The 25,682-nt window shown below is 59.2% G+C and carries 18 protein-coding genes; 6 read left to right on the forward strand and 12 right to left on the reverse strand.

The genetic code is table 11. The annotated features are described in order from the left end of the window. The first annotated feature begins 462 nt into the window (after positions 1 to 462). Positions 463 to 1,626 (forward strand): type III PLP-dependent enzyme, encoded by a 1,164-nt coding sequence (locus tag ACZRMS_RS18140; protein WP_463996420.1) that lies wholly within the window; start codon positions 463 to 465, stop codon positions 1,624 to 1,626. A gap of 44 nt (positions 1,627 to 1,670) precedes the next feature. Here ACZRMS_RS18140 and ACZRMS_RS18145 read toward each other — a convergent pair whose 3' ends face one another. The 4 genes from ACZRMS_RS18145 to ACZRMS_RS18160 form a co-directional block, all read right to left on the reverse strand. After that, the gene (locus ACZRMS_RS18145) at positions 1,671 to 2,684 is read right to left on the reverse strand and encodes an alpha-xenorhabdolysin family binary toxin subunit B (protein WP_463996421.1); all 1,014 of its coding nucleotides are present in this window, start codon (positions 2,682 to 2,684) and stop codon (positions 1,671 to 1,673) included. A 17-nt stretch (positions 2,685 to 2,701) separates the two neighbouring features. Further along, a complete protein-coding gene (locus ACZRMS_RS18150) occupies positions 2,702 to 3,931 on the reverse strand; it encodes an alpha-xenorhabdolysin family binary toxin subunit A (protein WP_463996422.1) in 1,230 nt (409 codons plus the stop codon). Between the two features lie 194 nt (positions 3,932 to 4,125). After that, entirely contained in the window at positions 4,126 to 4,887 is a 762-nt protein-coding gene (locus ACZRMS_RS18155; protein WP_463996423.1) for a tetratricopeptide repeat protein, read from the reverse strand. 3 nt (positions 4,888 to 4,890) lie between these two features. Beyond that, positions 4,891 to 5,571, reverse strand: a complete 681-nt coding sequence (locus ACZRMS_RS18160; protein WP_463996424.1) for a Fe2+-dependent dioxygenase — start codon at positions 5,569 to 5,571, stop codon at positions 4,891 to 4,893. Between the two features lie 217 nt (positions 5,572 to 5,788). On the opposite strand from ACZRMS_RS18160, the gene ACZRMS_RS18165 reads away from it, so the two are divergent. After that, positions 5,789 to 8,089: a TonB-dependent receptor gene (locus ACZRMS_RS18165; protein ID WP_463996425.1), complete on the forward strand. Its 2,301-nt coding sequence runs from the start codon at positions 5,789 to 5,791 to the stop codon at positions 8,087 to 8,089. Between the two features lie 118 nt (positions 8,090 to 8,207). After that, positions 8,208 to 10,742 carry a PepSY domain-containing protein gene (locus tag ACZRMS_RS18170; protein WP_463996426.1) on the forward strand — a complete coding sequence of 845 codons (2,535 nt, stop codon included), beginning with the start codon at positions 8,208 to 8,210 and terminating at the stop codon, positions 10,740 to 10,742. 111 nt (positions 10,743 to 10,853) lie between these two features. Here ACZRMS_RS18170 and ACZRMS_RS18175 read toward each other — a convergent pair whose 3' ends face one another. Genes ACZRMS_RS18175 through ptsP form a run of 3 tightly spaced genes read right to left on the reverse strand, consistent with a single transcriptional unit; the run spans position 10,854 to position 16,407 of the window. Continuing rightward, positions 10,854 to 12,593 carry a PTS fructose-like transporter subunit IIB gene (locus ACZRMS_RS18175; RefSeq protein ID WP_463996427.1) on the reverse strand — a complete coding sequence of 580 codons (1,740 nt, stop codon included), beginning with the start codon at positions 12,591 to 12,593 and terminating at the stop codon, positions 10,854 to 10,856. An 11-nt stretch (positions 12,594 to 12,604) separates the two neighbouring features. Next, positions 12,605 to 13,546 carry a 1-phosphofructokinase gene (gene pfkB / locus ACZRMS_RS18180; RefSeq protein ID WP_463996428.1) on the reverse strand — a complete coding sequence of 314 codons (942 nt, stop codon included), beginning with the start codon at positions 13,544 to 13,546 and terminating at the stop codon, positions 12,605 to 12,607. Continuing rightward, positions 13,546 to 16,407, reverse strand: a complete 2,862-nt coding sequence (ptsP, locus tag ACZRMS_RS18185) for a phosphoenolpyruvate--protein phosphotransferase (RefSeq protein ID WP_463996429.1) — start codon at positions 16,405 to 16,407, stop codon at positions 13,546 to 13,548. The genes pfkB and ptsP overlap by 1 nt, the downstream gene beginning before the upstream one ends. A gap of 340 nt (positions 16,408 to 16,747) precedes the next feature. Here ptsP and cra point away from each other — a divergent pair, with 340 nt between their 5' ends. Both cra and ACZRMS_RS18195 read left to right on the forward strand, forming a co-directional pair. Next, on the forward strand, positions 16,748 to 17,743 hold the full coding sequence (gene cra / locus ACZRMS_RS18190) for a catabolite repressor/activator (RefSeq protein ID WP_463996430.1): 996 nt from the start codon (positions 16,748 to 16,750) through the stop codon (positions 17,741 to 17,743). 2 nt (positions 17,744 to 17,745) lie between these two features. Then, a complete protein-coding gene (locus tag ACZRMS_RS18195) occupies positions 17,746 to 18,543 on the forward strand; it encodes a TatD family hydrolase (protein WP_463996431.1) in 798 nt (265 codons plus the stop codon). 836 nt (positions 18,544 to 19,379) lie between these two features. On the opposite strand, the gene ampE is transcribed toward ACZRMS_RS18195, so the two are convergent. The 3 genes from ampE to ACZRMS_RS18210 form a co-directional block, all read right to left on the reverse strand. Continuing rightward, positions 19,380 to 20,216 carry a regulatory signaling modulator protein AmpE gene (gene ampE, locus ACZRMS_RS18200; protein ID WP_463996432.1) on the reverse strand — a complete coding sequence of 279 codons (837 nt, stop codon included), beginning with the start codon at positions 20,214 to 20,216 and terminating at the stop codon, positions 19,380 to 19,382. Next, a complete protein-coding gene (ampD, locus tag ACZRMS_RS18205; RefSeq protein WP_463996433.1) occupies positions 20,213 to 20,776 on the reverse strand; it encodes a 1,6-anhydro-N-acetylmuramyl-L-alanine amidase AmpD in 564 nt (187 codons plus the stop codon). Before ampD ends, ampE begins: the two co-directional genes overlap by 4 nt. Before the next feature lie 83 nt (positions 20,777 to 20,859). Continuing rightward, positions 20,860 to 22,356 carry a DUF1631 family protein gene (locus tag ACZRMS_RS18210; RefSeq protein WP_463996434.1) on the reverse strand — a complete coding sequence of 499 codons (1,497 nt, stop codon included), beginning with the start codon at positions 22,354 to 22,356 and terminating at the stop codon, positions 20,860 to 20,862. Positions 22,357 to 22,705: 349 nt separating this feature from the next. Here ACZRMS_RS18210 and nadC point away from each other — a divergent pair, with 349 nt between their 5' ends. Next, positions 22,706 to 23,554 carry a carboxylating nicotinate-nucleotide diphosphorylase gene (nadC, locus tag ACZRMS_RS18215; protein ID WP_048359244.1) on the forward strand — a complete coding sequence of 283 codons (849 nt, stop codon included), beginning with the start codon at positions 22,706 to 22,708 and terminating at the stop codon, positions 23,552 to 23,554. Between the two features lie 37 nt (positions 23,555 to 23,591). On the opposite strand, the gene ACZRMS_RS18220 is transcribed toward nadC, so the two are convergent. Beyond that, positions 23,592 to 24,089: a methylated-DNA--[protein]-cysteine S-methyltransferase gene (locus tag ACZRMS_RS18220; RefSeq protein WP_463996435.1), complete on the reverse strand. Its 498-nt coding sequence runs from the start codon at positions 24,087 to 24,089 to the stop codon at positions 23,592 to 23,594. Between the two features lie 2 nt (positions 24,090 to 24,091). Further along, positions 24,092 to 25,582, reverse strand: coding sequence for an AlkA N-terminal domain-containing protein (locus ACZRMS_RS18225; protein ID WP_463996436.1), 1,491 nt, complete (start codon positions 25,580 to 25,582; stop codon positions 24,092 to 24,094). Between the last annotated feature and the right edge of the window lie 100 nt (positions 25,583 to 25,682).

Below are 25,682 nucleotides of genomic sequence, written 5' to 3' on the forward strand. Positions count from 1 at the left end.
CTACAACGGATACCACTCTCCAGTAGCAGCGGAAAAGATGGCGGCGTGAGAACCGAAAAGAATGTCCGAAATTACTGGACCAGTTCAGCTTGCTCGCGACACTGGCGACTCAGTCACTCTGTTTACCCGCCCTTGCGGCCCCCGTGAAAGCGCTGCGTGCGAACTCCCCAGTGTCACACAGGTCGGTTACTTAAATAGCTGTCAGTGTGCCCACGACGAACGCGTACAAAAACGCGACATTTTTTGTTGATCTCAACGCACTCACGCCCTAAAGTTCGCGCCGAACATCCATGCTGGAAACGATCCATCCGGCTCAAGTACTGACGACGAGACAGCAAGGTCCATTTACCTTATTTGCTTTCGGCGGACATGCCTTGGGAAGTAGGCGAACCAAAGTGGGGATACGGAGGATGTTCAGTTGCGCCCATTTATTTCTGACGTTTGCCACTAGGAGTCCCTCCCATGTCGATTCAGGTCGAAGACTATTACGCGCGTGAAACCTTCCAAAAAATGAAGGCTTTCGCTGACACACAAGAAACCCCGTTCGTGGTGATCGACACCGCCATGATCAGCAAGGCGTACGACGACCTGCGCGCCGGCTTTGATTTCGCCAAGGTGTACTACGCCGTTAAAGCCAACCCGGCCGTGGAAATCATCGACCTGCTGCGCGACAAAGGTTCGAGCTTCGACATCGCGTCGATCTACGAGCTGGACAAAGTGATGGACCGTGGCGTTGGCCCGGATCGCATCAGCTACGGCAACACCATCAAAAAATCCAAAGACATTCGCTACTTCTACGAGAAGGGCGTGCGCCTGTTCTCCACCGACTCCGAAGCCGACCTGCGCAACATCGCCAAGGCCGCTCCGGGCTCGAAAATCTACGTGCGGATTCTGACTGAAGGCTCGACTACGGCTGACTGGCCTTTGTCGCGCAAATTTGGCTGCCAGACCGACATGGCCATGGACCTGCTGATCCTGGCCCGTGACCTGGGCCTGGTGCCTTACGGCATCTCGTTCCACGTGGGCTCCCAGCAACGCGACATCAGCGTGTGGGATGCGGCCATCGCCAAGGTCAAAGTGATCTTCGAGCGCCTGAAAGAAGAAGACGGCATTGTGCTCAAGCTGATCAACATGGGCGGCGGCTTTCCGGCCAACTACATTACCCGCACCAACAGCCTGGAAACCTACGCCGAGGAAATCATTCGCTTCCTGAAGGAAGATTTCGGTGACGACCTGCCAGAAATCATTCTGGAGCCGGGCCGCTCGCTGATTGCCAACGCCGGTATTCTGGTCAGTGAAGTGGTTCTGGTAGCCCGTAAATCCCGCACCGCCGTGGAGCGCTGGGTTTACACAGACGTGGGCAAATTCTCTGGCCTGATCGAAACCATGGACGAAGCCATCAAGTTTCCGATCTGGACTGAAAAGAAAGGCGAAATGGAAGAAGTCGTCATTGCCGGCCCAACGTGCGACAGCGCCGACATCATGTACGAAAACTACAAGTACGGCCTGCCACTGAACCTGGCTATCGGTGATCGTCTGTACTGGCTATCCACCGGCGCCTACACCACCAGCTACAGCGCCGTTGAGTTCAATGGTTTCCCGCCGCTGAAGTCTTTCTACCTGTAAATACATGCCCCCCGGACAAGCGTCCGGGGGGGTGTCATTAGCGCCTAGCGACTGATACGCCGCAAGAAGCGCTGAAACCCTGCCAGCTCTGCCGATACCTGCTGAATCGAGTTCTCATTCACTTCAGTGGTCGGGTGAACCCGGGCGATAAACACCGCAATCCCCTTGGCAACCAGCCTCATGTTGTGAACCCAGTACGCCCGAGCCTCAACCAACTCGGCATGACGCCTTATTTGTTCTGCACGCTCTTTCAATACTCGAGCGTCTGTCATGTTTTTATTTTTCAACACTCGCAAGTCAGATAACTTATCCGCTATTTTGTTGCGTGCTTCCGTCAGGGCAAACAAACGATAGCCACCGTCGAAAAAGCCCAGGTACAGCGTAACGCGCTCAATGGCAGCCACCACCACATCCGCCTCCGCCCTTCCTACCAACGCAGAAGTTACAAGCGCCTGAACTTGTTCAGTGGTCGGCAGTATATCCCTTACATGATCCAGCCATGTTCGTGCTTGAAGGATAGTGACCGCGGCGTCCATGACCTGTTTATCCGCACGCAACCTGTCTTCTTCTACCTGCAGTGTTACAGCCTGCTGCTCCAACGCTTCGAGCCTTGCCACATCATAAGCGAGCAACGGATCAGCGTAGTGATCCAGATTTAACCCTTCCCCCTCATCGGCCCGCTGGGCTATGTATTCTTTGGCTGCCCCGACAGCACTCACGATGCGATTTATCCGCTGGGCGCAGGTGTCATTGAGTGCAATGATCGCAGAAGTTTGTATTTCCACTGTCAATTCAGTGTGCGCCCGGATGGCAACCCATTGTTCCAGCAGCGCATCGAACCCCGAACTTTCAACGACCACATCAAGATGACGCACCTGATCAACAATAGTGCGCGCACCACTACTCAAACTTCTGGCCGCCAGAACCAAACGCTCTTGTAAAGATGGAATAAAATCGTATTCACGATTAACCGCCACCGCATTGAATTTCTTCAGCCCGGTAAAAACACCCGGCATATCAGGATTTTCATAAACCATCGGTCCAATATCCCTATTCATGAATCCAGTCCCTTTATTCAAAGACGCCCATCGATAATTTCATTGAAAGCGTTGGATATCTGCACGCTATAGTCTTTAACACGCGTCCAGGGATTCAACAGTTGAGAAAAATCAAGTTTGAACCTGTGTAGCCGGGCAAGGTCATCCACCCCCTCCAACTGATAGGCGGCTTCATCGAGGTATTTGGCAATGTAGCCCCATACTTGCGCCAACTGTTTGGCCCCCTGCTCGGCGCCGAGCATACGGCTGCGCAAATCTGTAAAACGCTGCTGAGTGGCATCCAGCACCTGGACCAGCCTCTCTTGATCCTGACTGCCTTGTCTGGCGATCTCGCGCTCGGCAATCAGTTTGTTTTTCCGGGCTCGTGTGGCCTCAGCTTTCACTCCAAATATCCCGCCCGTGATGGCTAATCCGATGGGCCCTAAAAAAAACCCTGAATGGCCATACAGCACTTGGGACTTATAGTCCTTGATCAACTGCTCGATTTCACTGTCGAGCTCTTTTATACGAGCGACTAAAATTTCACGCTCCTTGGACAGCCCCCGCTTCGCATAAGCATCCAGCTTGCCGTTGACTTCGTGAATCAACTCATCCGACAACACCCGTTCGAACTCGGCGGCCAACGCACCAACAGCAGTGGCTTTGTTGATGTAGGCGTCGGTATCTTTTTTAATCAGCAGCACGTACTCCCTGACAACACGAACTGCTTTAAGCTCTGTTGAAGTCAGAATAATTGTCTTCAGCGCGGCTTCTTCCTCCGCAGTCAATTCATTAAGCGTGCCCGTGAGAAAGCGCTCGAATTCAACTTTATTGATCAGCTCAATAATGCCGTTAGCCGTCGTAATAAAACTGTCCGAGAACCTGTTGAGTTGCCGGCTGAGCTCTTTTGTATCGCGTTCCAGCGCCGACCATGTTCCGGCGTGTTGTACAACACGCTGATGAAACGACTGAATGCTCGCAGGCTCGAGCCCCGGTACGGTCTGCGTATTAGTCCCGAACCATGCCACGATCTTATTGTAATCGACCGGCAATGCCCGCGATTCGCGCACATAAGCACGGATGCTGTGTATATCACTGCGCCGGACAATAAACCCCAATTCATCCTTTGAAACCGCAGCATCCTTTTCACCCGCCAGCACCTGGATATATTGCGACGGCAAGTAAATAGCCGCATCCAGGGAAGTCATCTCTTCTAGCGGCCTGGCATCTTCAATACTTTCAACGCGTGCGTGATTATCACCTTGCATATTAATTCCCTTTAAATAATTATCCTGCCAAAACAGAATCAATCTTCAAAGATCATTAATCAATTACAATGCGACCCGGCAACTTGTCAGATAACGACAAAAACAAAAAAGAATACTTACCCAAACAAATCATTCGCCACGCAGACAAACTAAAACGCCGCGTACGAGCATGACCCGCAGCGGCGTAATTAATATCAGTCATTCCTGTTCAGGAGACTATTGATGCGTGCTTGCCAAAGGTCGCTGATTGCTCTGACACGAGGCTCTTTGGCCTCCCGCAGGGCCAAGTAACTCACACGCAAAAAGTTCAGATTGCCTCCCGCCAATGCGCGCTCAAACCAGACCAGGGCCTCATCAATGTTTCCGGACTCTGCCAGTACCGAGGCATGGCTGAACTGGCCACGAAAATCACCGCCCCGGGCCGAGCGTTCGTACCAAATACACGCTGCCTGCTTATCACCCGGGCAATGCACGCCCTCTTCAAGGTAACGGCCCACCAGATTCATCGACTTGGCATGGCCGGCCTGTGCCGCCACCCAGTACAACTTGAAAGCCGCGCGCTGGTCTTGTGCCACACCGCGACCGGTCGCCAGCAAGTTGGCGTAATTGTAGAGCGCCCAATCCAGCCCGGCCTCTGCCGCTTGCCGATATTCAAGGCTGGCCAGCGTGAAGTCGACGGGCCCACCCCAGCCATGCTCCCAGCAACGCCCGAGCATGTTGCGGGCCATCAGGTGGCCTTCATTCGCCGCGATCTGAAACCAGCGTTTAGCCAGCACGGGGTCGCCTTTGATCCCTTGCCCGTCGAGCAAAATCTGGCCCAGCAATGCCTGTCCGTCGACGATGCCTTGCTTGGCCGCCATCAAAATGGCCTGGGCGGCTTTCGCCGGGTTTTCGGCCAGCATGGCGCTCAGTTGATCGCCATCGAGCACTTCTTCGCGGCGTATTTGAAAACTCATGGCTTACACCTCTGCCCAGCGACGCAACAGGTTGTGATAGGTACCCGTGAGCTGGATGAGAGACGGATGATCAGGTACATCGCGGGTCAGTTGCTGGATCGCACCGTCCATTTCGAACAGCAAGGTGCGCTGGCTGTCTTCACGCACCAGGCTTTGGGTCCAGAAAAACGACGCAAAACGTGCGCCACGGGTGACGGCATTGACCTTGTGCAAACTGGTGCCGGGGTACAGCACCATATCGCCAGCGGGCAGCTTGACCTGCTGCACGCCATAGGTGTCCTGAATCACCAACTCCCCGCCGTCGTAGTCTTCAGGCTCGCTGAAAAACAGGGTCGCCGACAGGTCGGTACGCACCCGCTCGGGGCTGCCTTTGGGCTGACGCACGGCGTTATCGATATGAAAGTCGAAACTGCCGCCCCCGGTGTAGCAATTCACCAAAGGCGGGAAGACCTTGTGCGGCAACGCCGCTGACATGAATTGCGGGTTTTTCCACAGCCGGTCGATCATCGCTGCGCCAATCTCCTTGGCTAACGGGTGATCTTCGGGCAGTTGCAGATTGTGCTTGGCCTTGGCGGATTGAAAGCCGGCGGTGATTTTGCCGTCAGCCCACTCAGTTTGCTCCAGCGCCTCTCGAATGCGCTGCACTTCTTCGCGGGAGAACACGCCGGGGATATGCAGCAACATGACGCAACACCTGATAGCAAAGGGATGGCAATGGTATTGATTCTTATTGAATGTGTAAAACCCTGTTAAGCGCTCATAGACGAACGAGTGTGAAAAAACCGTAAAGGCAAATTGTAAAGATTGTAAATTTAGCGCAAATAGTAATCCCTCTCAATTGATAGTCAGAATTGTTTGCCATATATTTCGCGGCTCAAATTCTGGGGGAAGGGATCTTCAAATGTCGCGCCAACCAATAAAAATACCTGTCAGCTCACCTCGCCTGCTGGCTTCGGCCATCGGTGTCGCTATCACCGCGACCTCCGCAGCCCATATGGCTCAGGCTGCAGAAAGCACTGACAGCAAAGCTCAAGGCAGCAGTATTTCCCTGGGCGCGACCACTGTTACTGGCGAGCAAACCGAGCAGTCTTACCAGGTTGACAAGGCCAACTCCCCGAAATACACCGCCCCGCTGATCGATACCCCACGCTCGATAACCGTGATCCCGCAGCAGCTGATCAAGGACACGGCCGCGACCTCTCTGCAAGACGCATTGCGCACTGTTCCGGGCATCACATTCGGCGCAGGTGAAGGTGGCAACCCACAGGGCGACCGTCCATTCATTCGTGGTTTTGACGCTCAGGGCGATACCTATCTGGATGGTGTACGTGACACCGGCGCGCAAAGCCGCGAGATCTTCGCAGTAGAAAGCATTGAAGTTGCCAAAGGCCCCAACTCAGCCTTCGGTGGCCGCGGCGCGGCTGGCGGTACCATCAACATGGTCAGCAAAAAAGCACACCTGGGTAACTCTATTGATGGCGGATGGACCTGGGGCTCAGACCAGACCCAACGCTACACAATGGACGGCAACTACCAGTTCAGCGATACCGTTGCTGGCCGCCTGAACCTGATGAGCCATGAAAGCAATGTTGCCGGTCGCGACAAGGTCAACTACGACCGTTGGGGTATTGCTCCTTCCTTGGCCTTTGGTCTGGGAACCGATACCCGCTTCAACGTCGATTACTACCACATGGAAAGTAACGACTTGCCTGATTCGGGTATCCCGTACGGCTTCTCCGTGGGTAAAACCCACACCGCAGCAAGCCCGGACAAACCCAACAACGGCGGCGACAGCAGCAACTTCTATGGTCTGACTGATCGCGACTTCCGCAAGACTCGCGCTGATATCACGACGCTTGCGTTCGAGCATGACTTCAGTGACGACCTGCACATCAAAAATACCCTGCGTCACGGCAACAGCATGCAGGACTACATCCTGACCCAGCCGGATGACAGCAAGGCCAACGTCAACAATGGCAGCGTATGGCGTCGAGCCAACACTCGCGTGAGCAACACCGCCACCACGACCAACCAAACCGATCTGTTTGGTGATGTGTATATCGCAGGGTTTAAAAATAGCTACTCCACCGGTATCGAGATCAGCCGCGAGACAAGCAGCAAGTCTTCTTACACCGTTGATACCAAAACCGGCTTGGGCAAAGACAACAACGAATGCAACCTAGGAATAATCGGTGCACCAAGCGGTTTTAACTGCACATCGTTGGGCAACCCGAACCCGGATGATCCATGGAGCGGTTCAATTTCGCGTAACTACGCAGGGACCGACAGTTCCAACACCACCCGCGCCATTTATGCAATGGACACCCTGGAGCTAGCGCCTGAGTGGCTGTTGAACATGGGCCTGCGTTACGACCATTTCGAAACCAAATACAAGTCGTACACCGCCGGTGGTACCACCACCTACAAAGGCGAGGACACCAGCGACTTCTTCTCCGGTCAGCTCGGCCTAGTGTGGAAAGTACGTCCTAACGGCAGCATCTACGTTTCCTACGCCACATCTGCGACCCCACCGGGTGCGATGCTGGACGCCAATGAAACAAACCCGTTGAGCGGTACTCCGGATCGCACCGGCAAGATCCTCGCCAGCGACATGGAACCAGAAGAAACCACCAACTACGAAATCGGCACCAAGTGGGATGTGCTCAATGACCGCCTGTCTCTGACAGCGGCCATCTTCCGCACGGAGAAAGAAAACACCCGCGTGCAGACAGACGCTGACACTTACGAAAACGCCGGCAAGACTCGAGTAGACGGTGTTGAGTTGTCTGCCACCGGTAAAATCACCGAAAAATGGCAAGTGTTCGCTGGCTACACCTACCTGGACGGCAAGCAGCAAGATGGCGGCCCGTTGAACAAAGCCACAGACGGCAACCAACTGCCTAACACTCCGAAAAACAGCGCCAGCCTGTGGACCACTTACGCGATTACGCCAAAGCTGACGGTCGGTGGCGGTGCGTTCTACGTGGATGAAGTCTTCGGTAACGTTGCCAACTCGACTTACGTTCCGGCCTACACCCGCTACGACGCAATGGCCAGTTACAAGCTGACCAAAAACGTTGATCTGCAACTAAACGTGCAAAACCTGACCGACAAAACCTACTACGACAAAGCATTTTCGACCCACTTCGCCAATCAGGCAGCAGGCCGTACCGCCTTGTTGACCACCAGCTTCCACTTCTAATCCGAAGCTGAGCTGTACAGAGCCCCGCCCATCTGATGGTCGGGGCTTTTGTGTGTAAAAAGACGCACACGGCATACTGCGCCGTGAAGCATTCAATTGAGCAAGCAAGGCGGTCGTCGTGTTTAAGAAAACACTTTTCCAGCTGCACTGGTTTTTCGGGATAACCGCAGGGTTGATCCTGGCCCTGATGGGGATAACCGGAGCCACAGTGTCGTTCCAGGACGAGCTGCTGAACTTGCTCAACCCGTCGGTGCTCAAGGTCGAGAAACTCGACAGCGGCGTATTGCCACCGGCCGAGCTGGTGCGCCGGGTCGAGGCCACCGAGGGCAAACAGGTCGCCATGATGTGGGTCGGTGTGGACAGCGCCAGCGCCGCGCGCATCTTCTTCACCCCGCCACCGGGCGAGCGCCGTGGTCAATTGCGCTACGTCGACCCTTACACCGGCGCCTACCAGGGCGATGCCCGCGGGCAAGGCTTCTTCGACCTGATGCTGCAACTGCACCGTTTTCTGGCCATGGGCCAAACCGGTCGCCAGATCACCGGCGCATGCACCTTGATGCTGATCTTCTTCTGCCTGTCGGGCCTGTACCTGCGCTGGCCGCGCAAGGCGCTGAACTGGCGGGCCTGGCTGACGCTGGACTGGGCCAAAAAAGGCCGCAGCTTCAACTGGGACCTGCACGCCGTGGCCGGGACCTGGTGCATGGTCTTTTACCTGCTGGCCGCACTGACCGGTTTGTCGTGGTCCTACGAGTGGTACAACAAGGGCCTGCAAAAGCTGTTTTCAGACACGCCCAACAGCCAGCAACGCAAAGGCGGACGCGGCCAGCCCGGGCCTGCGGGGCCTGCACCCGTGGCTGATTACGACGCGATATGGGCCAGCATCCAGAAAGCCGCCGGGCCCGGGCTGAGTATGTACAACGTGCGGATGCCGCCGGTCGCGGGGCAACCGGCCACGGTCTTTTATCTGCGCAGCGACTCGCCCCATGAGCGCGCCTTCAACCAGATCGTGCTCGACCCGGCCACCGGCGTGGTCAAAAAACACGAGCGTTACGACGACAAAAGCTACAAGGCGCAACTGCTGAGCAGTATTTACGCGCTCCACGTAGGCAGCTACTGGGGCCTGACGGGACGCATCCTGGTGACCATCGCCAGCCTGACCATGCCGCTGTTCTTTATTACTGGCTGGCTGCTGTACCTGGACCGGCGTCGTAAAAAGCGTCAAATCAAACAGGCTCGTCAGGGTTTTGCTGACGCAGCCAGCGACGCGCCGTCCTGGTTGATCGGCTTTGCCAGCCAGAGCGGCTTTGCCGAACAACTGGCCTGGCAGACTGCCGGGCAATTGCAGGCTGCCGGCTTGCCAGTGCGGGTTCAGCCTTTGGCCACGCTCAACGCAGACGATTTGCAACAGGCCAGCAACGCCCTGTTTGTGGTCAGCACCTTTGGTGACGGCGAAGCGCCCGACAGCGCCCGGGGCTTTGAGCGCAAGATCCTCGGCCAACCCTTGGGGCTCAATACACTCAAGTACAGCGTGCTGGCACTGGGGGATCGTCAGTACCCGAGCTTCTGTGGTTTTGCGACACGCATTGAGCAATGGCTGAACGAGCGCGGAGCACAATCGCTGTTCGCCCCGGTACAGGTCGACAGTGGTGCCCCTGAGGCCCTGCAACACTGGCATCGACAGCTCGGCCAGCTCACGGGCGGTGCACCGGGTGCCCACTGGCAGGCCCCGAGCTACAACAACTGGCCCCTTGAACAACGGCAATTGCTCAACCCCGGCAGCAGCGGCTCAGGGGTTTACCTGCTGGGGCTCAGCGCACCCGCAAGCGGTATGTCATGGCAGGCCGGTGATCTGGTGGAAGTCATGCCAAGGCAGTCCGTCTGGGCGGTTGAGCACTTTCTTGACGGCCTGGGCCTCGCGGCTGACACCCCGGTGCAACTGAACGGTCTGCAAGAAACCCTGGCCCAGGCACTGGCGGGTCGCCAACTGCCGGAAAACCGCGGCCATCTGGTGGGTATGCACGCCCAGGCACTGGTCGATGCGTTAATCCCGCTGAGCATGCGCGAGTACTCCATTGCCTCGATTCCCGAGGACGGCTTGCTGCAATTGATCGTGCGCCAGGAGCGGCATGCCGATGGCAGCCTGGGGATAGGTTCGGGCTGGTTGACGGAGCATGCCGACATCGGTTCGGCAATCAGCCTGCGGGTGCGTCGCAATAGCGGCTTTCATCTGCCGGCCGAGCCCTGCCCGCTGATTTTGCTGGGTAACGGTACGGGGCTCGCGGGGCTGCGCAGCTTGCTCAAGGCGCGGATTGCACAGGGTCAGCAACGCAACTGGCTGTTCTTTGGCGAACGAAATGCCGAGCATGACTTCTACTGCCGTGATGAGCTGCAAGGCTGGCTGGCCAGTGGTGATCTGGCGCGTCTGGACCTGGCGTTTTCACGAGACCAGGCAGAGAAAATTTATGTACAGAATCGCTTGCTGGAAGCCGGTGATGAAGTACGTCAGTGGCTGGAAGAGGGCGCTGCGATTTATATCTGCGGCAGCTTGCAGGGGATGGCGGCAGGCGTGGATCAGGCATTGACCCAGATGCTGGGGATTGAGGCTGTGGACACGTTGATCGAGCAAGGACGTTATCGGCGGGATGTGTACTGACGTCCTTCGGCCCGCTCCCACGGGTTGTGCGTCAATCTTGTGGGAGCTGGCTTGCCTGCGGTGATGCCTTCGCGAGCAGGCCCGCTCCCACCTGTTTTACAGGAGACTGGATTAAGCCTTGGCCGCCTCCAGCGCCATCTCCACCGGCTCCGGTCGCTTGATCACCGCATACACCACCGCCGTCACCAGACTGCCCGCCACAATCGCCAGCAAGTACAGCAAGGCATGATTGATCGCGTTCGGGATCAGCAACACGAACAGGCCACCGTGCGGCGCCATCAGTTTGCAGCCGAAGTACATCGACAATGCCCCCGTCAGCGCACCGCCCAGAATGCTCGCCGGGATGACTCGCAACGGGTCTTTGGCGGCAAACGGGATCGCGCCTTCAGAAATGAAGCACAGCCCCAGCACCAACGCCGCTTTGCCGGCCTCGCGCTCGGTCTGGACGAACTTGCGTCGCGCCAGGAAGGTCGCAATCCCCAACCCGATAGGCGGCACCATGCCCGCCGCCATGGTCGCCGCCATCGGTGCATAACTTTGTGAAGCCAGCAGCCCTACCGAAAACGCATACGCCGCCTTGTTGATCGGCCCGCCAAGGTCGACGCACATCATGGCGCCCAGCAGCACACCCAACAAAATGGCGTTGGTGGTGCCCATGCTGTCGAGGAAGTGAGTCAAACCCTCAAGCATCCCGGCAACCGGCTTGCCCACCACGTAGATCATCACCAGACCGGTAAACAGGCTGGCGAACAACGGGATGATCAGGATCGGCTTCAACGCTTCCAGGCTTTGCGGCAATTGCAGATAGCGGTTGATCGCCTTGGCGCAGTAGCCCGCGATAAACCCTGCGATGATCCCGCCGATAAACCCGGCTCCCAAGGTGCTTGCCAGCAGGCCGCCGATCATCCCCGGGGCCAGGCCCGGACGGTCGGCAATCGAATAGGCGATGTAGCCCGCCAGCAGCGGCACCATCAGTTTGAACGCGGCATCACCACCGATTTGCATCAGGGCTGCAGCCAACGTGCCCGGCTCTTTATAAGCCGTGATGCCGAACACGAAGGACAACGCGATCATCAAACCGCCTGCCACCACCATCGGCAACATGAACGAAACGCCGGTCAGCAAATGCTTGTAGACCCCGGCCTTTTCTTGCTTGACCGGGCTTGAACCGCCCGTTGCGGCGGTCTCTTGCTGGCCTTCACTCAGCGCCTTGTTCAGCGTGGCTTCGGCTTGTTTGAGGGCGATACCGGTACCGCAGCGGTAAATCTTTTTGCCGGCAAAGCGCTCTGCAGGCACTTCGATATCTGCCGCCAGCAACACCACATCGGCGTCACGGATAGCCTCGGCGCTCAGCGGGTTGCGCGCCCCTACGGAGCCCTGGGTCTCCACTTGCAACTCGTAGCCCAGACGCTTGGCCGCCTGCTGCAAGGCTTCGGCCGCCATAAAGGTGTGCGCCACGCCGGTTGGACATGCGGTGATGGCCACGATTTTAGGCGCACGTTTTTCGTTCTCGACCGGGGCCGATGAGGACTCAGGGGCAGCATAGACTTGCGCCTCCTGTACCCCGCGCTGCAAGACCGCTTCTACATCTTGCAGGGCCTGGGCCGGGGTGCTCTGAAATACCCGTTTGCCGATAAACCGCTGCATGTCCAACGGTGTGCTGCTAACCAGTAATACCCACTCGGCTTCGTCAATGGTGGCCGCCGACAACTGGCGCTCCGGGTGCTTGGGATCGTGCACTTCAACGCTGGTGCTCCAACCCTGACGCTGCGCCGCAGCATCGAGCAGACGGGCACACAGCACGCTGGTCACCATGCCGTTAGGGCAGCCCGTCACAATGGCTAATTTCATGTGTATCCCTCTTATTCTTCTGTCAGGGGGCGAACGCTGACGCCGCCTTCAAGCGTCGCCAGGCGCGCCGCATCGCTGATACCAAAACCAATCTGGGTGACCGCCATGGCCGCAATGGCGGTGGCGGTGCGCAAGGTCTGCTCGGGGCTGTGGCCGCTGAGCAAACCATGGACCATACCCGCCAGCAGCGAGTCGCCTGCGCCCACCGTGCTGGCCACGCTGACCTTGGGCGGCAACGCCTGCAAGGCCGGGCCGCGGCTGAACCAGTTCACGCCGTCGGCACCATGGGAAATGACCACATGCTCAACGCCTTGCGCCTGCAGACGGCTGGCCGCGGCAACCTGGGCCTCAAGGCTGCTGATGTCCCGGCCCAGCGCATCGCTGAGTTCTTCAGTGTTGGGCTTGATCAGCCAGGGCCCGGCCGTGAGGCCTTCTTTCAAGGCCTGGCCGCTGGTGTCCAGAATCACTTTCAGGCCCAGCGCCTTCAAACGCAGCACCAGGTCGCGCAACCACTGCGGGCTGATGCCCTGGGGCAAGCTGCCGGCCACAACGACCGCGTCATGCCCCACGGCAATCTGGTCGAGGGTGTCGAGCAAGGCTTGCTGCGCCTGGGCGCTGACCTGCGGCCCAAGCCCGTTAAGGTCGGTGACGCGGCCATCGTCTTCGGCAAGCTTGATATTGATGCGGGTTTCACCCGGTACGCGGATGAAGGCATCGACAAAGCCGCGACGCTTGAACAGCGCATCGAATGCCTGCTGATTGTCCTCCCCCAAAAAGCCGCTCACGGTCAGGGTGTGGCCCAGGTCGGCCAGCACTTGCGCGACGTTGACGCCCTTGCCCGCCGCATGGGTCAACATCAACGGGCTGCGATTGACCTCGCCCGGCGCCAGATGCCCGAGGCGCACGGTCAGGTCCAGTGCCGGGTTGAGGGTGATCGTCAATACTCTGGCCATTAGAGCGCCTCCACCAGTGCACGCACTTCTTCCGGGCTGCCCAGGCTCAAGGCCTGTTCGGCCAGGGTTTTGAGGCGTTCCATGCTCAGTTCGCGTACCCGCGCCTTGACCTCAGGAATGCTGCGCGCCGAAACGCTCAACTCATCCACCCCCAGGCCGACCAGTACCGGTACCGCCAGAGGGTCGGCCGCCAGTTCGCCGCACACACCCACCCATTTCCCATGGGCATGGGCGGCACGTACGGTGATGTCGATCAATTGCAGCACCGCCGGGTGCAGGCCGTCGGCCTGAGCCGACAAGGTAGGATGACCGCGGTCGATGGCCAGGGTGTATTGGGTCAGGTCGTTGGTACCCACGCTGAAAAAGTCCACTTCCTTGGCCAGCACTGGCGCCAGCAAGGCTGCGGACGGGACTTCGATCATGATCCCCAGTTGCAGATCAGCCACCGGGATTTCCAGGCGCAGACGCTCGGTCATGTCGCGGGCAGCCCGCCATTCGGCCACGCTCCCCACCATCGGGAACATGATGCGCAGCGGGCGGTTGTCCGCCGAGCGCAGCAACGCGCGTAACTGGCTTTCCATCACCTGGGGACGTTGCAGCGTAAGGCGAATGCCACGTACGCCCAAAAACGGGTTTTCTTCTTTCTCGATCGGCCAGTACGGCAGCGGTTTGTCGCCGCCCACGTCCAGGGTGCGAACCACCAGCGGCCGGCCATTCAGGCCGTCGAGTACGCGGCGGTATTCCGCCTCTTGAGTGGCCTCGTCCGGCACTTGGGAATGGGCCATGAAAATCAGCTCCGTGCGCAGCAGGCCAATGCCCTCGGCGCCCTGCTCGACGGCACCGGCCACGCCTTTGCTTTCACCGATATTGGCGAACACTTCGACCGCGTGGCCATCGAGGGTCACGGCCAGTTCATGGCGCAGGGCGCAGGCGGCCAGCAAACGCAGTTCGCGGCTGTCGCGCTCTTGCGTGGCGCGGTGCAGCGCGTCGGCATCCGGCGAAACATGCAAACGCCCACGCTGGCCATCGATCAGCAGCTCAGTGCCGGGTGCCAGCAACAGCACCGCTTCGCCGGCACCCACCAGCGCCGGAATACCCAACGCGCGGGCGACGATGGCGCTGTGCGCAGTGGCACCGCCACGGGCGGTCAAAATACCCGCAACCCGCGCCGGATCAAGGCGCGCCACATCCGACGGCCCGACTTCGTCCATCACCAGCACATAAGGCAGGTCGGGTTCGGCCGGAGTTTCAACGCCACACAACTGGGCCAAAACGCGGCGGCCGATGTCACGCAGGTCGGCGGCCCGTTCGGCCAGCAACGCATCCTGCAAGGACTCTTGCTGGCGCGCTGCGGCCTCGATCACCGACATCCACGCAGCTTCGGCACTTTCGCCCTGTTTGAGGCGCGAATCGACTTCGTCGGTCAGTTCCGGGTCGTCGAGCATTTCCTGGTGGGTGATGAAAATCTCGCGAATGGCCTTGGACTGGCTGCGCGCAATCAGGCCTTCAATGTCCTGGCGCACCTCGCCCAGGGCATTTTTCAGGCGCTCGCGCTCAACCACGGACGACTCGCCACGCAGCGGGTAATCGAAGGTTTGCAGCACTTGAATGTGGGCCGGGCCGATTGCAATACCGGGCGAGGCCGCAATGGCCTGAACCACGCTACCGGCAACCGGGGCCGTGATGAGTGTGGCGATTTCGGCCACACCGGGCACCGCGTCGGTGACGGTCGGCAGAGGCTCGACCTCTTCACCCAACCCCTCTTCCACCGCAGCCAGCAGCGCGGGCAAGGCATCGTTGGCAATGCTCGGCTCGGCGACAAACTCCAGCACCTGACCGCGACGTGCCCCCAGGCTCAGCAGTTTGCTCAGGCTCTTGGCAGAGACTGCCGAGTCCTGGCCATCGAGGATTCTGACGCGGATATCGCCTTCAAAACTTTTGGCCAGCTGTGCGAGGACCTTGGCCGGGCGCGCATGCAGGCCGTGGGCGTTGGCCAGGGTGATACGGGCACTCGGCCAGTCAGCCGGCAGCTCGCCGCCCAGCACTTCCAGCACCGCACGACGGCTGGTGGCACGGCCCAGCTCGTGACCACGGCCGGCAATCAGCAGCGCACACAAACGCTCCAGCAAGGCCTGATGCGCTTCGCCCAGGCTGGCCAGGCAGAACAGACCGCTCAGTGGCTGGCCCAGGTAACGCATCGGTTTGTCCGGGGTCACAAACGCCAGCCCCGGGCGCTTGACCGTTTGCTCGCTGTGCAGCCACCACAGGCCATCACCCAGCGGCAGCGCGTCGACTTGCTGCAATACGGCGGCAAAACCGTTGCTCACGCAATCGGCCTGACGCAACAGACGTGCACCACGCCATACCAGCTCTTCGAAGTCATCGGCTGACACGCCAAGGCCAATCATCTGAGCGTCCAGCGCCAGTTCTTGCGGGGCGCCCTGAAGCAGTTTGAGCAGGGCTTCAGCGGAACTGGCACGGCGCAGGGCTTCGCCCAGATCGGTTTCGCCCAAGGCACGGGTCAGCAATTGCAGCAAACGCAGGTGCTCGTCGGACTTGGCCGCAATACCAATGGCCAGGTAAACGATTTGACCATCGCCCCAATCCACCCCTTCGGGGAACTGAAGCAAACGCACGCCCGTGGTAAAGACCAGTTCTCGGGTTTCAGGTGTGCCATGGGGGATGGCAATGCCCTGGCCCAAAAAGGTCGAACCCTGAGCCTCACGCGCCTGCAAACCGCTCAGATAACCTTCGGCCACCAAGCCATCGGCAACCAGTTTATCGGCGAGCAATTGCAGCGCCGCAGACTTGTCCACAGCCGTTTGGCCCATGGAAATCTGCTCTATGGTGAGCTCGAGCATGCGTTCTCCTTTTCTGGTACTTCATGGCACCAGGTATTGTTTTGAATTAGGTCAGCTTAGGACGCTCATCCCGGACTGTGTCAGTGGATGTGTGGCAAGCACATCGCTACCGGGGCAAGAACCTTTAAACACGCCTGCTGAAACGTTTAATCAAGAATACCCGGCACGTTACTGCATAATTGCCCGCGCTTGAAGCCCAACCTTTCGCTTTGACCGGCGCCAGTGGGCGGATACTGCGAAAAAATACAGTTCCCGTATGGCATACGATGGTCGGCTGCCTTTATCGGTTAGGATTGGCCAGAATGTCGACATGTACTACAAAAAATAAGGAATTTTCGGCGTGAAACTCAGTGATATCGCTCAATTGGCAGGTGTTTCCGTAACGACTGCCAGCTATGTCATCAATGGAAAAGCCGAACAGCAGCGCATCAGCAGCAGCACGGTCGAGCGCGTGCGCGCGGTGGTCGAAGAGCATGGCTTTACTCCCAACCCGCAGGCCGCCGGGCTGCGCAGCCGGCACACTCGCACCCTGGGGTTTATCCTCCCGGACCTCGAAAACCCGAGTTATGCGCGCCTGGCCAAACAGCTCGAACAAGGCGCCCGCGCTCGCGGCTATCAATTGCTGATCGCCAGCTCCGACGACGCGCCGGACAGTGAGCGCCAGTTGCTCAAGTTATTCCGCGCCCGTCGTTGCGACGCCCTGTTTGTGGCCAGTTGCTTGCCTGAAGAAGATGACAGCTACCGCAAACTGCAAGACCTGGGCATGCCGATCATTGCCATTGACCGGACCATGGAGCCCGAGCGCTTCTGTTCGGTCATCAGCGATGACTGCGAGGCCAGCCTGCAATTGACCCGCAGCCTGTTGCATCCGGTACCGCGCCAGATTGTATTGATCGGTGCACGCCCCGAGCTGAGCGTCAGCCAGGCCCGTGAAGCAGGGTTCAAGCAAGCCGTCGAAGGGTTCAAAGGCGAAGTGCTGATTGAACACGGTGCAGCCTTCAGCCGCGAATGCGGCCGTCAGATCATCGACAAGTTGCTGGCACGTCAGGGGCATTTCCCCGAGGCGCTTATCACCACTTCGTACGTGCTGCTGCAAGGGATGTTCGATGCGCTGCTGGAGCACCCGACCCAGCGCCCGCCGCTGCGCCTGGCTACTTTTGGCGACACCCAGTTGCTGGACTTCCTGCCACTGCCCGTCAATGCCATGGGTCAGCAGCACAAGTTGATTGCCGAAAAAGCCCTGAATCTGGCCCTGGCAGCGATTGAAGAACAGAGCTACGTGCCCGGCATTCATGCGATTGCCCGAACCTTCAAACAGCGCATTCATCAGGCCTGAGCATGGAGCTGATCGATACCCACACCCACCTCGACTTTCCGGACTTTGACGCGGATCGCCCGCAGTTACTGGCGCGCAGTCGAGCGCTGGGGGTTGGGCAGATGGTGGTGCTGGGGGTCTATCAGCGCAACTGGCAGCGGCTGTGGGATCTGGTGCAAACCGATAGCCAGCTGTATGCGGCGTTTGGCATGCACCCGATGTACCTCAACGAACACCGCCCAGCGCATCTGGCACAGCTCGAACAATGGCTGAGCCGTCTGGCGGGTCATCCACAGCTGTGTGCGGTGGGTGAAATCGGCCTCGATTACTTTATTCCCGAACTCGACCGCGACGGCCAGCAACAGCTGTTTGAAGCGCAGTTGCAGTTGGCCGCCGACTTTCAGCTGCCCGCCCTGCTCCATGTCCGGCGCAGCCATGCCCAGGTGATTGCGGCGCTAAAGCGCTTCAAGCTCAAGCGTGGCGGGATTGTGCATGCGTTTGCCGGCAGCCGCGAAGAAGCGCGGGAGTATATAAAGCTGGGGTTCAAACTGGGGCTCGGTGGTGCTGCCACCTGGCCGCAGGCCTTGCGCCTGCGCAAAGTGATCGCCGATTTGCCCCTGGACGCCATCGTGCTGGAAACCGACGCCCCCGACATGGCGCCGGCCATGTACCCCAACCAGCGCAACAGCCCGCAGTACTTGCCCGACATTTGCCAGGCTCTGGCGCAAGTGATGGGCATCAGCCCCGAGCAATTGGCCGAGGCCAGCACCGCCAATGCCCGCGCGCTGTTTGGCTGGAAGAACCCGAGTCACCCCCTGTAGATATTCTGTTCCCGGTCATGCACTGGCGGAGTGTTTCTCGCTAAACGGCTTGGCCGGATCAAAGGCGTTCGAGGCGGTAGGCCGGCCTGTTTGGTGTCGGGATCTGCGAGACTCGCACATCTCCTCTGTGGGAGCGGGCTTGCTCGCGATGCAAGCGGCGCGGTATTTGAGTTGAATCGCGCCGATGCCATCGCGAGCAAGCCCGCTCCCACATGGGGTTGTGCAGTTTCAAGCCTTTGCCTTTGCCTTTGCTGTAGTCAGGGGAATGTGCAAACAACGCGAATGCCCCTATTCCAGTTGGGCGTTTGTGGCAGATATGTACTTGGTGGTTCTGTTGTTTTTGCAGCTATTGAACAGCTGAACAGCGTACATATCCGTTCGATGCGCCACGGCTTTCTACGGGTTTCGCCCTTACGGCGAGGCACTTTTGTCAAACAGCCACAAAAGTACCCAAAAAGGCCTTGCCCCGGCGTACGGCCCTCGCTTCGCTCAGGTGTCCCTCGCTCCGGTCCCGCTCCGTGGGCACGCCGTGACGGGCCATCCTTGGCCCAGCACGGCTCTCCCGGCATCCATGCCGGGAGGCCCACTGCGCAGAACCTCCACTCGGCCTCCCGAAGGGGCAGGTAGATCAAGAGCAAATCAAAAGCCAAAGCAAAGCAAAGCAAAGCAAAGCAAAGCAAAGCAAAGCAATAGATTGCGCGATACACAAACCCTGTAGCCACTGACGAGTAGTGCGAGGCTGCGTTCGGTTTGACCTCGGTTACTGGGTTTGCGACCGCTTCGCGCTCGGACGCAACCTCGCGGAGCCCGTCAGCGGCTACAGGTCTTATGGGGTGTCAAAGCAATAACGCCCATACCGCAAAACTCGCATACCACAGCACCGCAGCGCGCAGCAGCATGGCCCAGAGGGTATCGAGGCTGGACACGCCTTCAGGCCCGACTTGCGGCGCCGGGATCTCTGCGGCCGCACACCCGGCCTTGTCGATCAGTTGCGCGGCGCTGATATCCCAACTCAGCAACTCATGGAGCATCACCCGGCTGACCGCCGCGAAATTGCCCACCAGTGCAAAACTGGCCGCCAGCAATCGAACCGGCAACCAGTCAAAGGCATGACGCAATTGCTCGGCACGCTCGACCAGGGCCGGGCTCTTGCCATGCTCTGCCGCCAGGGCCAGCAAGCGATAGCTCAAGGCCGCCACGGGGCCCAAGAGGAAATACCAGAAAATTACCGCAAAGAAGCTTTGATAGGCCTGCCACAACAAGTGGCCCTGTACCTTCTCCAGCAACTGCTCGCCGCTGTCGGCACTGACGCTCAGGTCGCGCTCGGCAACATGGGCTGCGGCCTGCAAATCACCGCGCCGCCAGGCATCGCGAAAGGGTCCGAGCCCTCCCAGCAAGTCACCGCGCCCAAGACTGTAAATCACCACCAGCAGGTGCACCGGCAGGGCCAGCAGGCCATAAGCCACAGGCTGCAGCACCACCAGCAGCAACCCCAGTACCGCTGCGGGCAGTGCAATAAGGATAATCAGCACCCACCACGGCTTGTTGCCAAACCCGGAGCTGGTTTCAAGCTTGTTCAGCTCGCGCAACCAGCCGCCATCACGCTGCAGACGCTGACGCAAAGCCGAGAACTTCTCGACCAGAATCGCCAGCAGTAACACCACAAAACTCATTGTATTTCTCCTGTGTGCTGCAACGCGCTGCGAAAGCGCATCCAGTCAAAAGCCGGCCCCGGATCAGTCTTGCGCCCCGGTGCCACGTCGCTATGGCCACAAATCCTGTGCCCGGTGATGCCGGGATAAGCCGCCTGTAATTGCCGGGTCAAGGCGATGAGCGCCTGGTACTGCGCATCCGTAAAGGGCAGTTCATCGGTGCCCTCGAGTTCGATCCCCAACGAAAAATCATTGCAGGCCTCGCGCCCCTCGAAACTTGAAACACCCGCATGCCAGGCGCGATCCAGGCAGGAAACAAACTGGATAACCGCGCCATCACGCTCGATCAAAAAGTGCGCACTGACCCTGAGCTCGCTGATGCTTTCAAAATAAGGGTGTTCTGTGACGTCCAGCCGGTTCTGGAAGAACGCCTGAACCTTGCCGGTGGCGAACTGCCCCGGCGGCAAGCTGATGTTATGGATAATCAGCAAGGAGATTTCGCCGCTCGGGCGCGCATTGAAGTTGGGCGACGGGCAATGGCACACGCCTTGACACCAGCCGCTCGCGGGGTCCAGCTGCATACAGGCTCCTTCAACAGGCAAAACGAAAGGCCCAGTATGCCGCGATGAGCATGTCGATGGGGAGCAATCTGCGCTGTACGCGATTACTCGGCGCCGGACTGACGCAGACTGTCTATCACCGACTCCAGGGCCCGGTCGAACAGCAGCCGGTCATCGAGCAGTAAAATAGCGCCGCTGCGCAGCTGGACGATCAGATCGGTGCGGCTTTTCTCCAGCACCTTGGCCCCGGCCCGATTCACGAACACATGCGTGCCGCCGGGTTCCAGAATCGTGATCAGCTTGCAGCGCAGCCACGTCGCTTGATCTTCCTGCAGCTCGATCCAGGTCCCGATTCGCAGCTGGCTGACCAGCAGCAGCCCCAGATGGCCCTGCTCGTCAAGAACGGGCAGCGGCCATGGCTGTACGGGGCCGGGCAGGAGCGCGGGCCGGCGGCGGGCCTGCTCGGTATCGCGGGTGCGCTGTTCAAGCAGTTCGATGCGGCTGCGCTCACCGCGGGTAAACATCGAAAAATCATGCAGCAAGGATTCAAGCAGCGCCGGGTTTTTGCCCGCATTCCGGGCCATTTGCAACACCACGTGCTCGATTTTCCGGAAGAGCGGGTCTTTGCAGTCTTCGGCGCTGGCGCCCCAGCCGATGGCCGCGCCCGCAATCACGTTCAACAAGCGGCGGGCCGGATGGCTGTCACAGCTAAAAAAGTTCTGATCACGCTGCGCGATCTGGAGCAAAGGCTCACGCAGCAGTCCGAGCAGTTTTTTCAGCGGCGGTGAGAGGTTGCGGTCATCGCGGATGTACTCGAACAACAGCCCGACCAGGTTGTTCGTATCCTCGCTCGCCTCGGGTGACGACTGCGCAAGCGCACCCACTTTTGCAGCGCAGCATGAAGCCCTGTCCGACAGGTCAGGCAGCACGCCCGTGGCGATCAATAGCTGGTTGGCATCGGCGTACAGCTGTTCGGTCCGGCTAAGCAGATATTTCTCGAACAGACGCAGCATGATCAGCTTGACCTTGATGTCCACGCCCTGATCACGCTCGGCCAGCAGAAAATACTCGCACAGCATCGCCGGCCCCAACGGGTTGTTGTGCTCATCCAGCGCCAGGCAACTCAAGGTATTGAGGCGCGTACTCAGCTGGCACAAGGACAACTGGTTGCGGGTCAGCACCCGCTCCACCATGGCACGGGTCACTTGAGTGCGCTCGAGGTCATCGGCCATCAGCGAAAACACCGCCTGCGCCGGAACGACACCCTGCAAGGCAGGCTCTCTGGTATCGGGCTGGGTCAACCTGACAAAGGCGTCGAACAACCGTTCAAGAAAGCCGCGCTCAATACTTTTGCGCTTGAGCCTCACATCGCGCATGGCTTCAAAAAACAGGCTCTGCTCGGTGTCGTTCTGCGCCTTGTCTGCCATTTCAAACAGGGTTTCATCGGCATTTTCGAACAGCACCTGCAACTCATACCTGAGCTGCTGTGCAGCCTTGTCATGCACCTGCAACAGGATCACAGGCAGGCGGGCAAGCGGCGAGTGCATCGCCAACTCCGCAGTGGCCCTGTAGGCAGGTCCCACTTTCCCGTCATTTTGCATCCTGGCCTCCCTGAATGGTTTCTTCGCCTGCAGGTGAACCGCCTGTAGCCCTGGCCACTTTTAACGCTCACATGCAGAACCGGCGCGTGCATTGCGCACCCGCCGGCATATCGAAATTAAGGGCAATGGCCGCACGTCAAAGCTATGGCGCCAATTGCAAGGCGGATTATCTTGTAAAAGATGGCGCTTGTACCAGCGGACTCTTCATTTGAATGAGTGAGGGGGCAAAATAATGCTGAAAGTGCCGAAAGAAGCACATTGCAGGCATTTGCCTGTGATGCTTCGGCGCACCTTGGGTTCCCCTGTGGCCTGGCCCTATAATCGGCGCACTTTGTTTGTGGAGCTCGTTATGCCGAATTTACGCCTGGCCGACCTCACTGCCGAAATCGAAGCCAACGTACGCCGTGCGTTAGCCGAAGACATTGGCAGCGGCGATATCACCGCACGGCTGATCCCGGCCGAACGTCTGGCCAAAGCCACGATTATTACCCGTGAAGCCGCCGTCATCAGTGGCACCGCGTGGGTTGATACAGTGTTTCGCCAGCTTGATCCGCGAGTCGCCGTCCACTGGCAAGTCGCCGATGGCGAGCGCGTGAGCCCCAATCAGGTGTTGTTCCACCTTGAAGGCCCGGCGCGCTCGCTGCTCAGTGGCGAACGCAGCGCGCTTAACTTCCTGCAAATGCTGTCAGGCGTTGCGACTCACGCTCAGTTCCTGGCCGACCAGGTGGCCGATACTCAGGTCAAGTTGCTGGACACCCGTAAAACTCTGCCCGGCTTGCGTCTGGCACAGAAATACGCCGTGACCTGTGGTGGTTGCCACAATCACCGGATCGGCCTGTACGACGCATTCCTGATCAAGGAAAACCACATCGCAGCCTGCGGCGGCATCGCCCAGGCCATCACCGCTGCGCATAACATTGCCCCTGGCAAGCCGGTAGAGATCGAAGTCGAAAGCCTGGCCGAACTCAAGGAGGCCCTGGCCGCAGGCGCCGACATCATCATGCTCGACGAGTTGAGCATGGACGATATGCGCGAAGCGGTGCGCCTGAACGCGGGCAAGGCCAAACTGGAAGCCAGCGGCGGGATCAACGAGACGACCTTGCGCCCAATCGCCGAAACCGGCGTGGACTACATCTCCATTGGTGCCATGACCAAAGATGTGAAGGCGGTGGACCTGTCGATGCGGTTGAGCCTCTGACCGCACCGCACCTTGCGGGAGCGGCCTGCTCCCGCGATCAAGACAGCGCAAAACCCTGGCATTTCATTTCATGCTCAAGCAGCCATTGCTTGACGGCCAGCCCGCCTGCAAACCCCGTCAACGTGCCGTTGCTGCCGATTACACGGTGGCACGGGATGATGATCGGAATCGGGTTGCGCCCATTCGCCGCCCCCACCGCCCGCGACGCCTTGGGCCGCTGGATTTGCTGCGAAATCTGACCGTAGCTGGTGGTCACCGCGTAGGGAATGGTGGTGAGCGCGTGCCAGACCGACTGTTGAAATTCAGTGCCCAACGGCTTGAGCGGCAAATCAAACATCAGCCGTTCGCCCGAGAAATATTCCTCCAGCTGGCGGCGAACTTCGGCGAGCTTTTGCGGCGAATGCATCCAGCCGTCCTGCGGCACATGGGGCCGACGATCCAGCTCGAAACGCACCTCGCGCAACCCTTCATCATCGGCGACCAAGAACAGCGGGCCTATGGGTGAGGGCATTTGTTCATAGTAGATCTGCGTCATGTTCATACCTTCCGTGCAGCAGCCGAGTCGGTGGCTGCGCGCCATAAATACATCACTGAATAGGCCCGCCACGGGCGCCAGCTTTCGGCCAGCGTTTGCAGCGCCCTGGTGCTTAACGGCTCACCCCGGGGGTTGGCTTCGCGACGCAGAATCAAATCGGCGGCCGGGAACGCATCAGGGTGTTTGAGCACACGCATGGCAATGTAATGCGCGGTCCAGTCACCAATCCCGGGCAGTTGCACCCAGCGGCTGATAAACCGCTCTAACGGTTGTTCTACAGCAAAATCGACCCGGCCTTCGATCAGCGCGCGGGCGACCCCCTGGATCGTGTTGATCCGTGCCTGGGTAATTCCCATTTGCCCAAGGTCGGCCTCTGCCAGTTGCTCGGGGCCCGGAAACAGACGGTTCAGATCCGAACCTGCACCGGGCTCGATCGCAACCCCATAGCGCTGCACGATACGGCTGGCCAGAGTGCGCGCAGCCGCCACGCTGACCTGCTGACCCAGGACGGCCCGCACTGCCACTTCAAAACCATCCCAGCCCCCGGGCAAACGCAGGCCTGGATAACGCTCGATCACAGGTGCCAGCAGCGGGCTGCTACTCAAGGTACGGGCGATGGCGAGCGGGTCGGCGTCCAGGTCAAACATCCGCCGGATCCGCGTGACCACCCCCAGCATCTGGCCGGGAGGTACGTTCAGCAGTTCCAGCTGTAACGCATGCTGCTCACCCGGCCAGGCACTGACCCGCAGCCAGCCGGGCGCATCAGGCTGCCCGAAAACCCGCTGATAACTGAGCCCGTCAACCTGTTCGATACCCGGCAAGGCACGGGTTTGCAGAAAACCCAGCAACGCACTGAAGTCATACGGCGGGCGATAGCCCAGACGCAATACCATTGCCTTGTCCGCCCGTGCCTTTGGGCTGCGCCTGAACGCGCGCGGCTCGGCATGGTTGGCCTCGGCAAACGCAGCATTGAAACGGCGCAGGCTGCCAAACCCCGACGCCATGGCCACTTCGGTGATCGACAGGTCGGTTTCGGTCAGCAGTTGTTTGGCAAACAACAAACGCTGGGTGGCATGAACTGCCATCGGCGGCGCCCCCAGGTACTGCACAAACAAGCGGCGCAATTGCCGGGCACTGACACTCATACGCTCGGCCAGACTCTCCAGCGAGTGATCTGCCAAATAGCCTTCATTGATCAACTTGAGCGCCCGCGACACCAGATGTTCGCCCTGCAACCAGAGTTGATTACCCGGCGCCAGCTCCGGCCTGCAGCGCAAACATGGGCGAAAACCCTGGGCCTGAGCGGCGGCCGCGCTAGGGTAATACACCACATTTTCAGCTTTGGGTGCCCGTGCAGGGCACACCGGGCGGCAGTAGATCCGCGTAGTGAGCACGGCGGTAAAAAACACCCCGTCAAAACGCGCATCGCGGCTCAAGCGAGCGATTTCGCAAGCCGCGGTACTGGGTGTGGAGAGGCTGTTATCGGTGTTCATAGGCCGCAGAATAGCACCGCGATTTTTCCGGTTCTCGCCGTTTTCGGACATCAATGTACCCGCTACGAAAAAAGCCACCCGGCAACTACCGGATGGCTTT

This window comes from Pseudomonas sp. B424 (assembly GCF_055408345.1).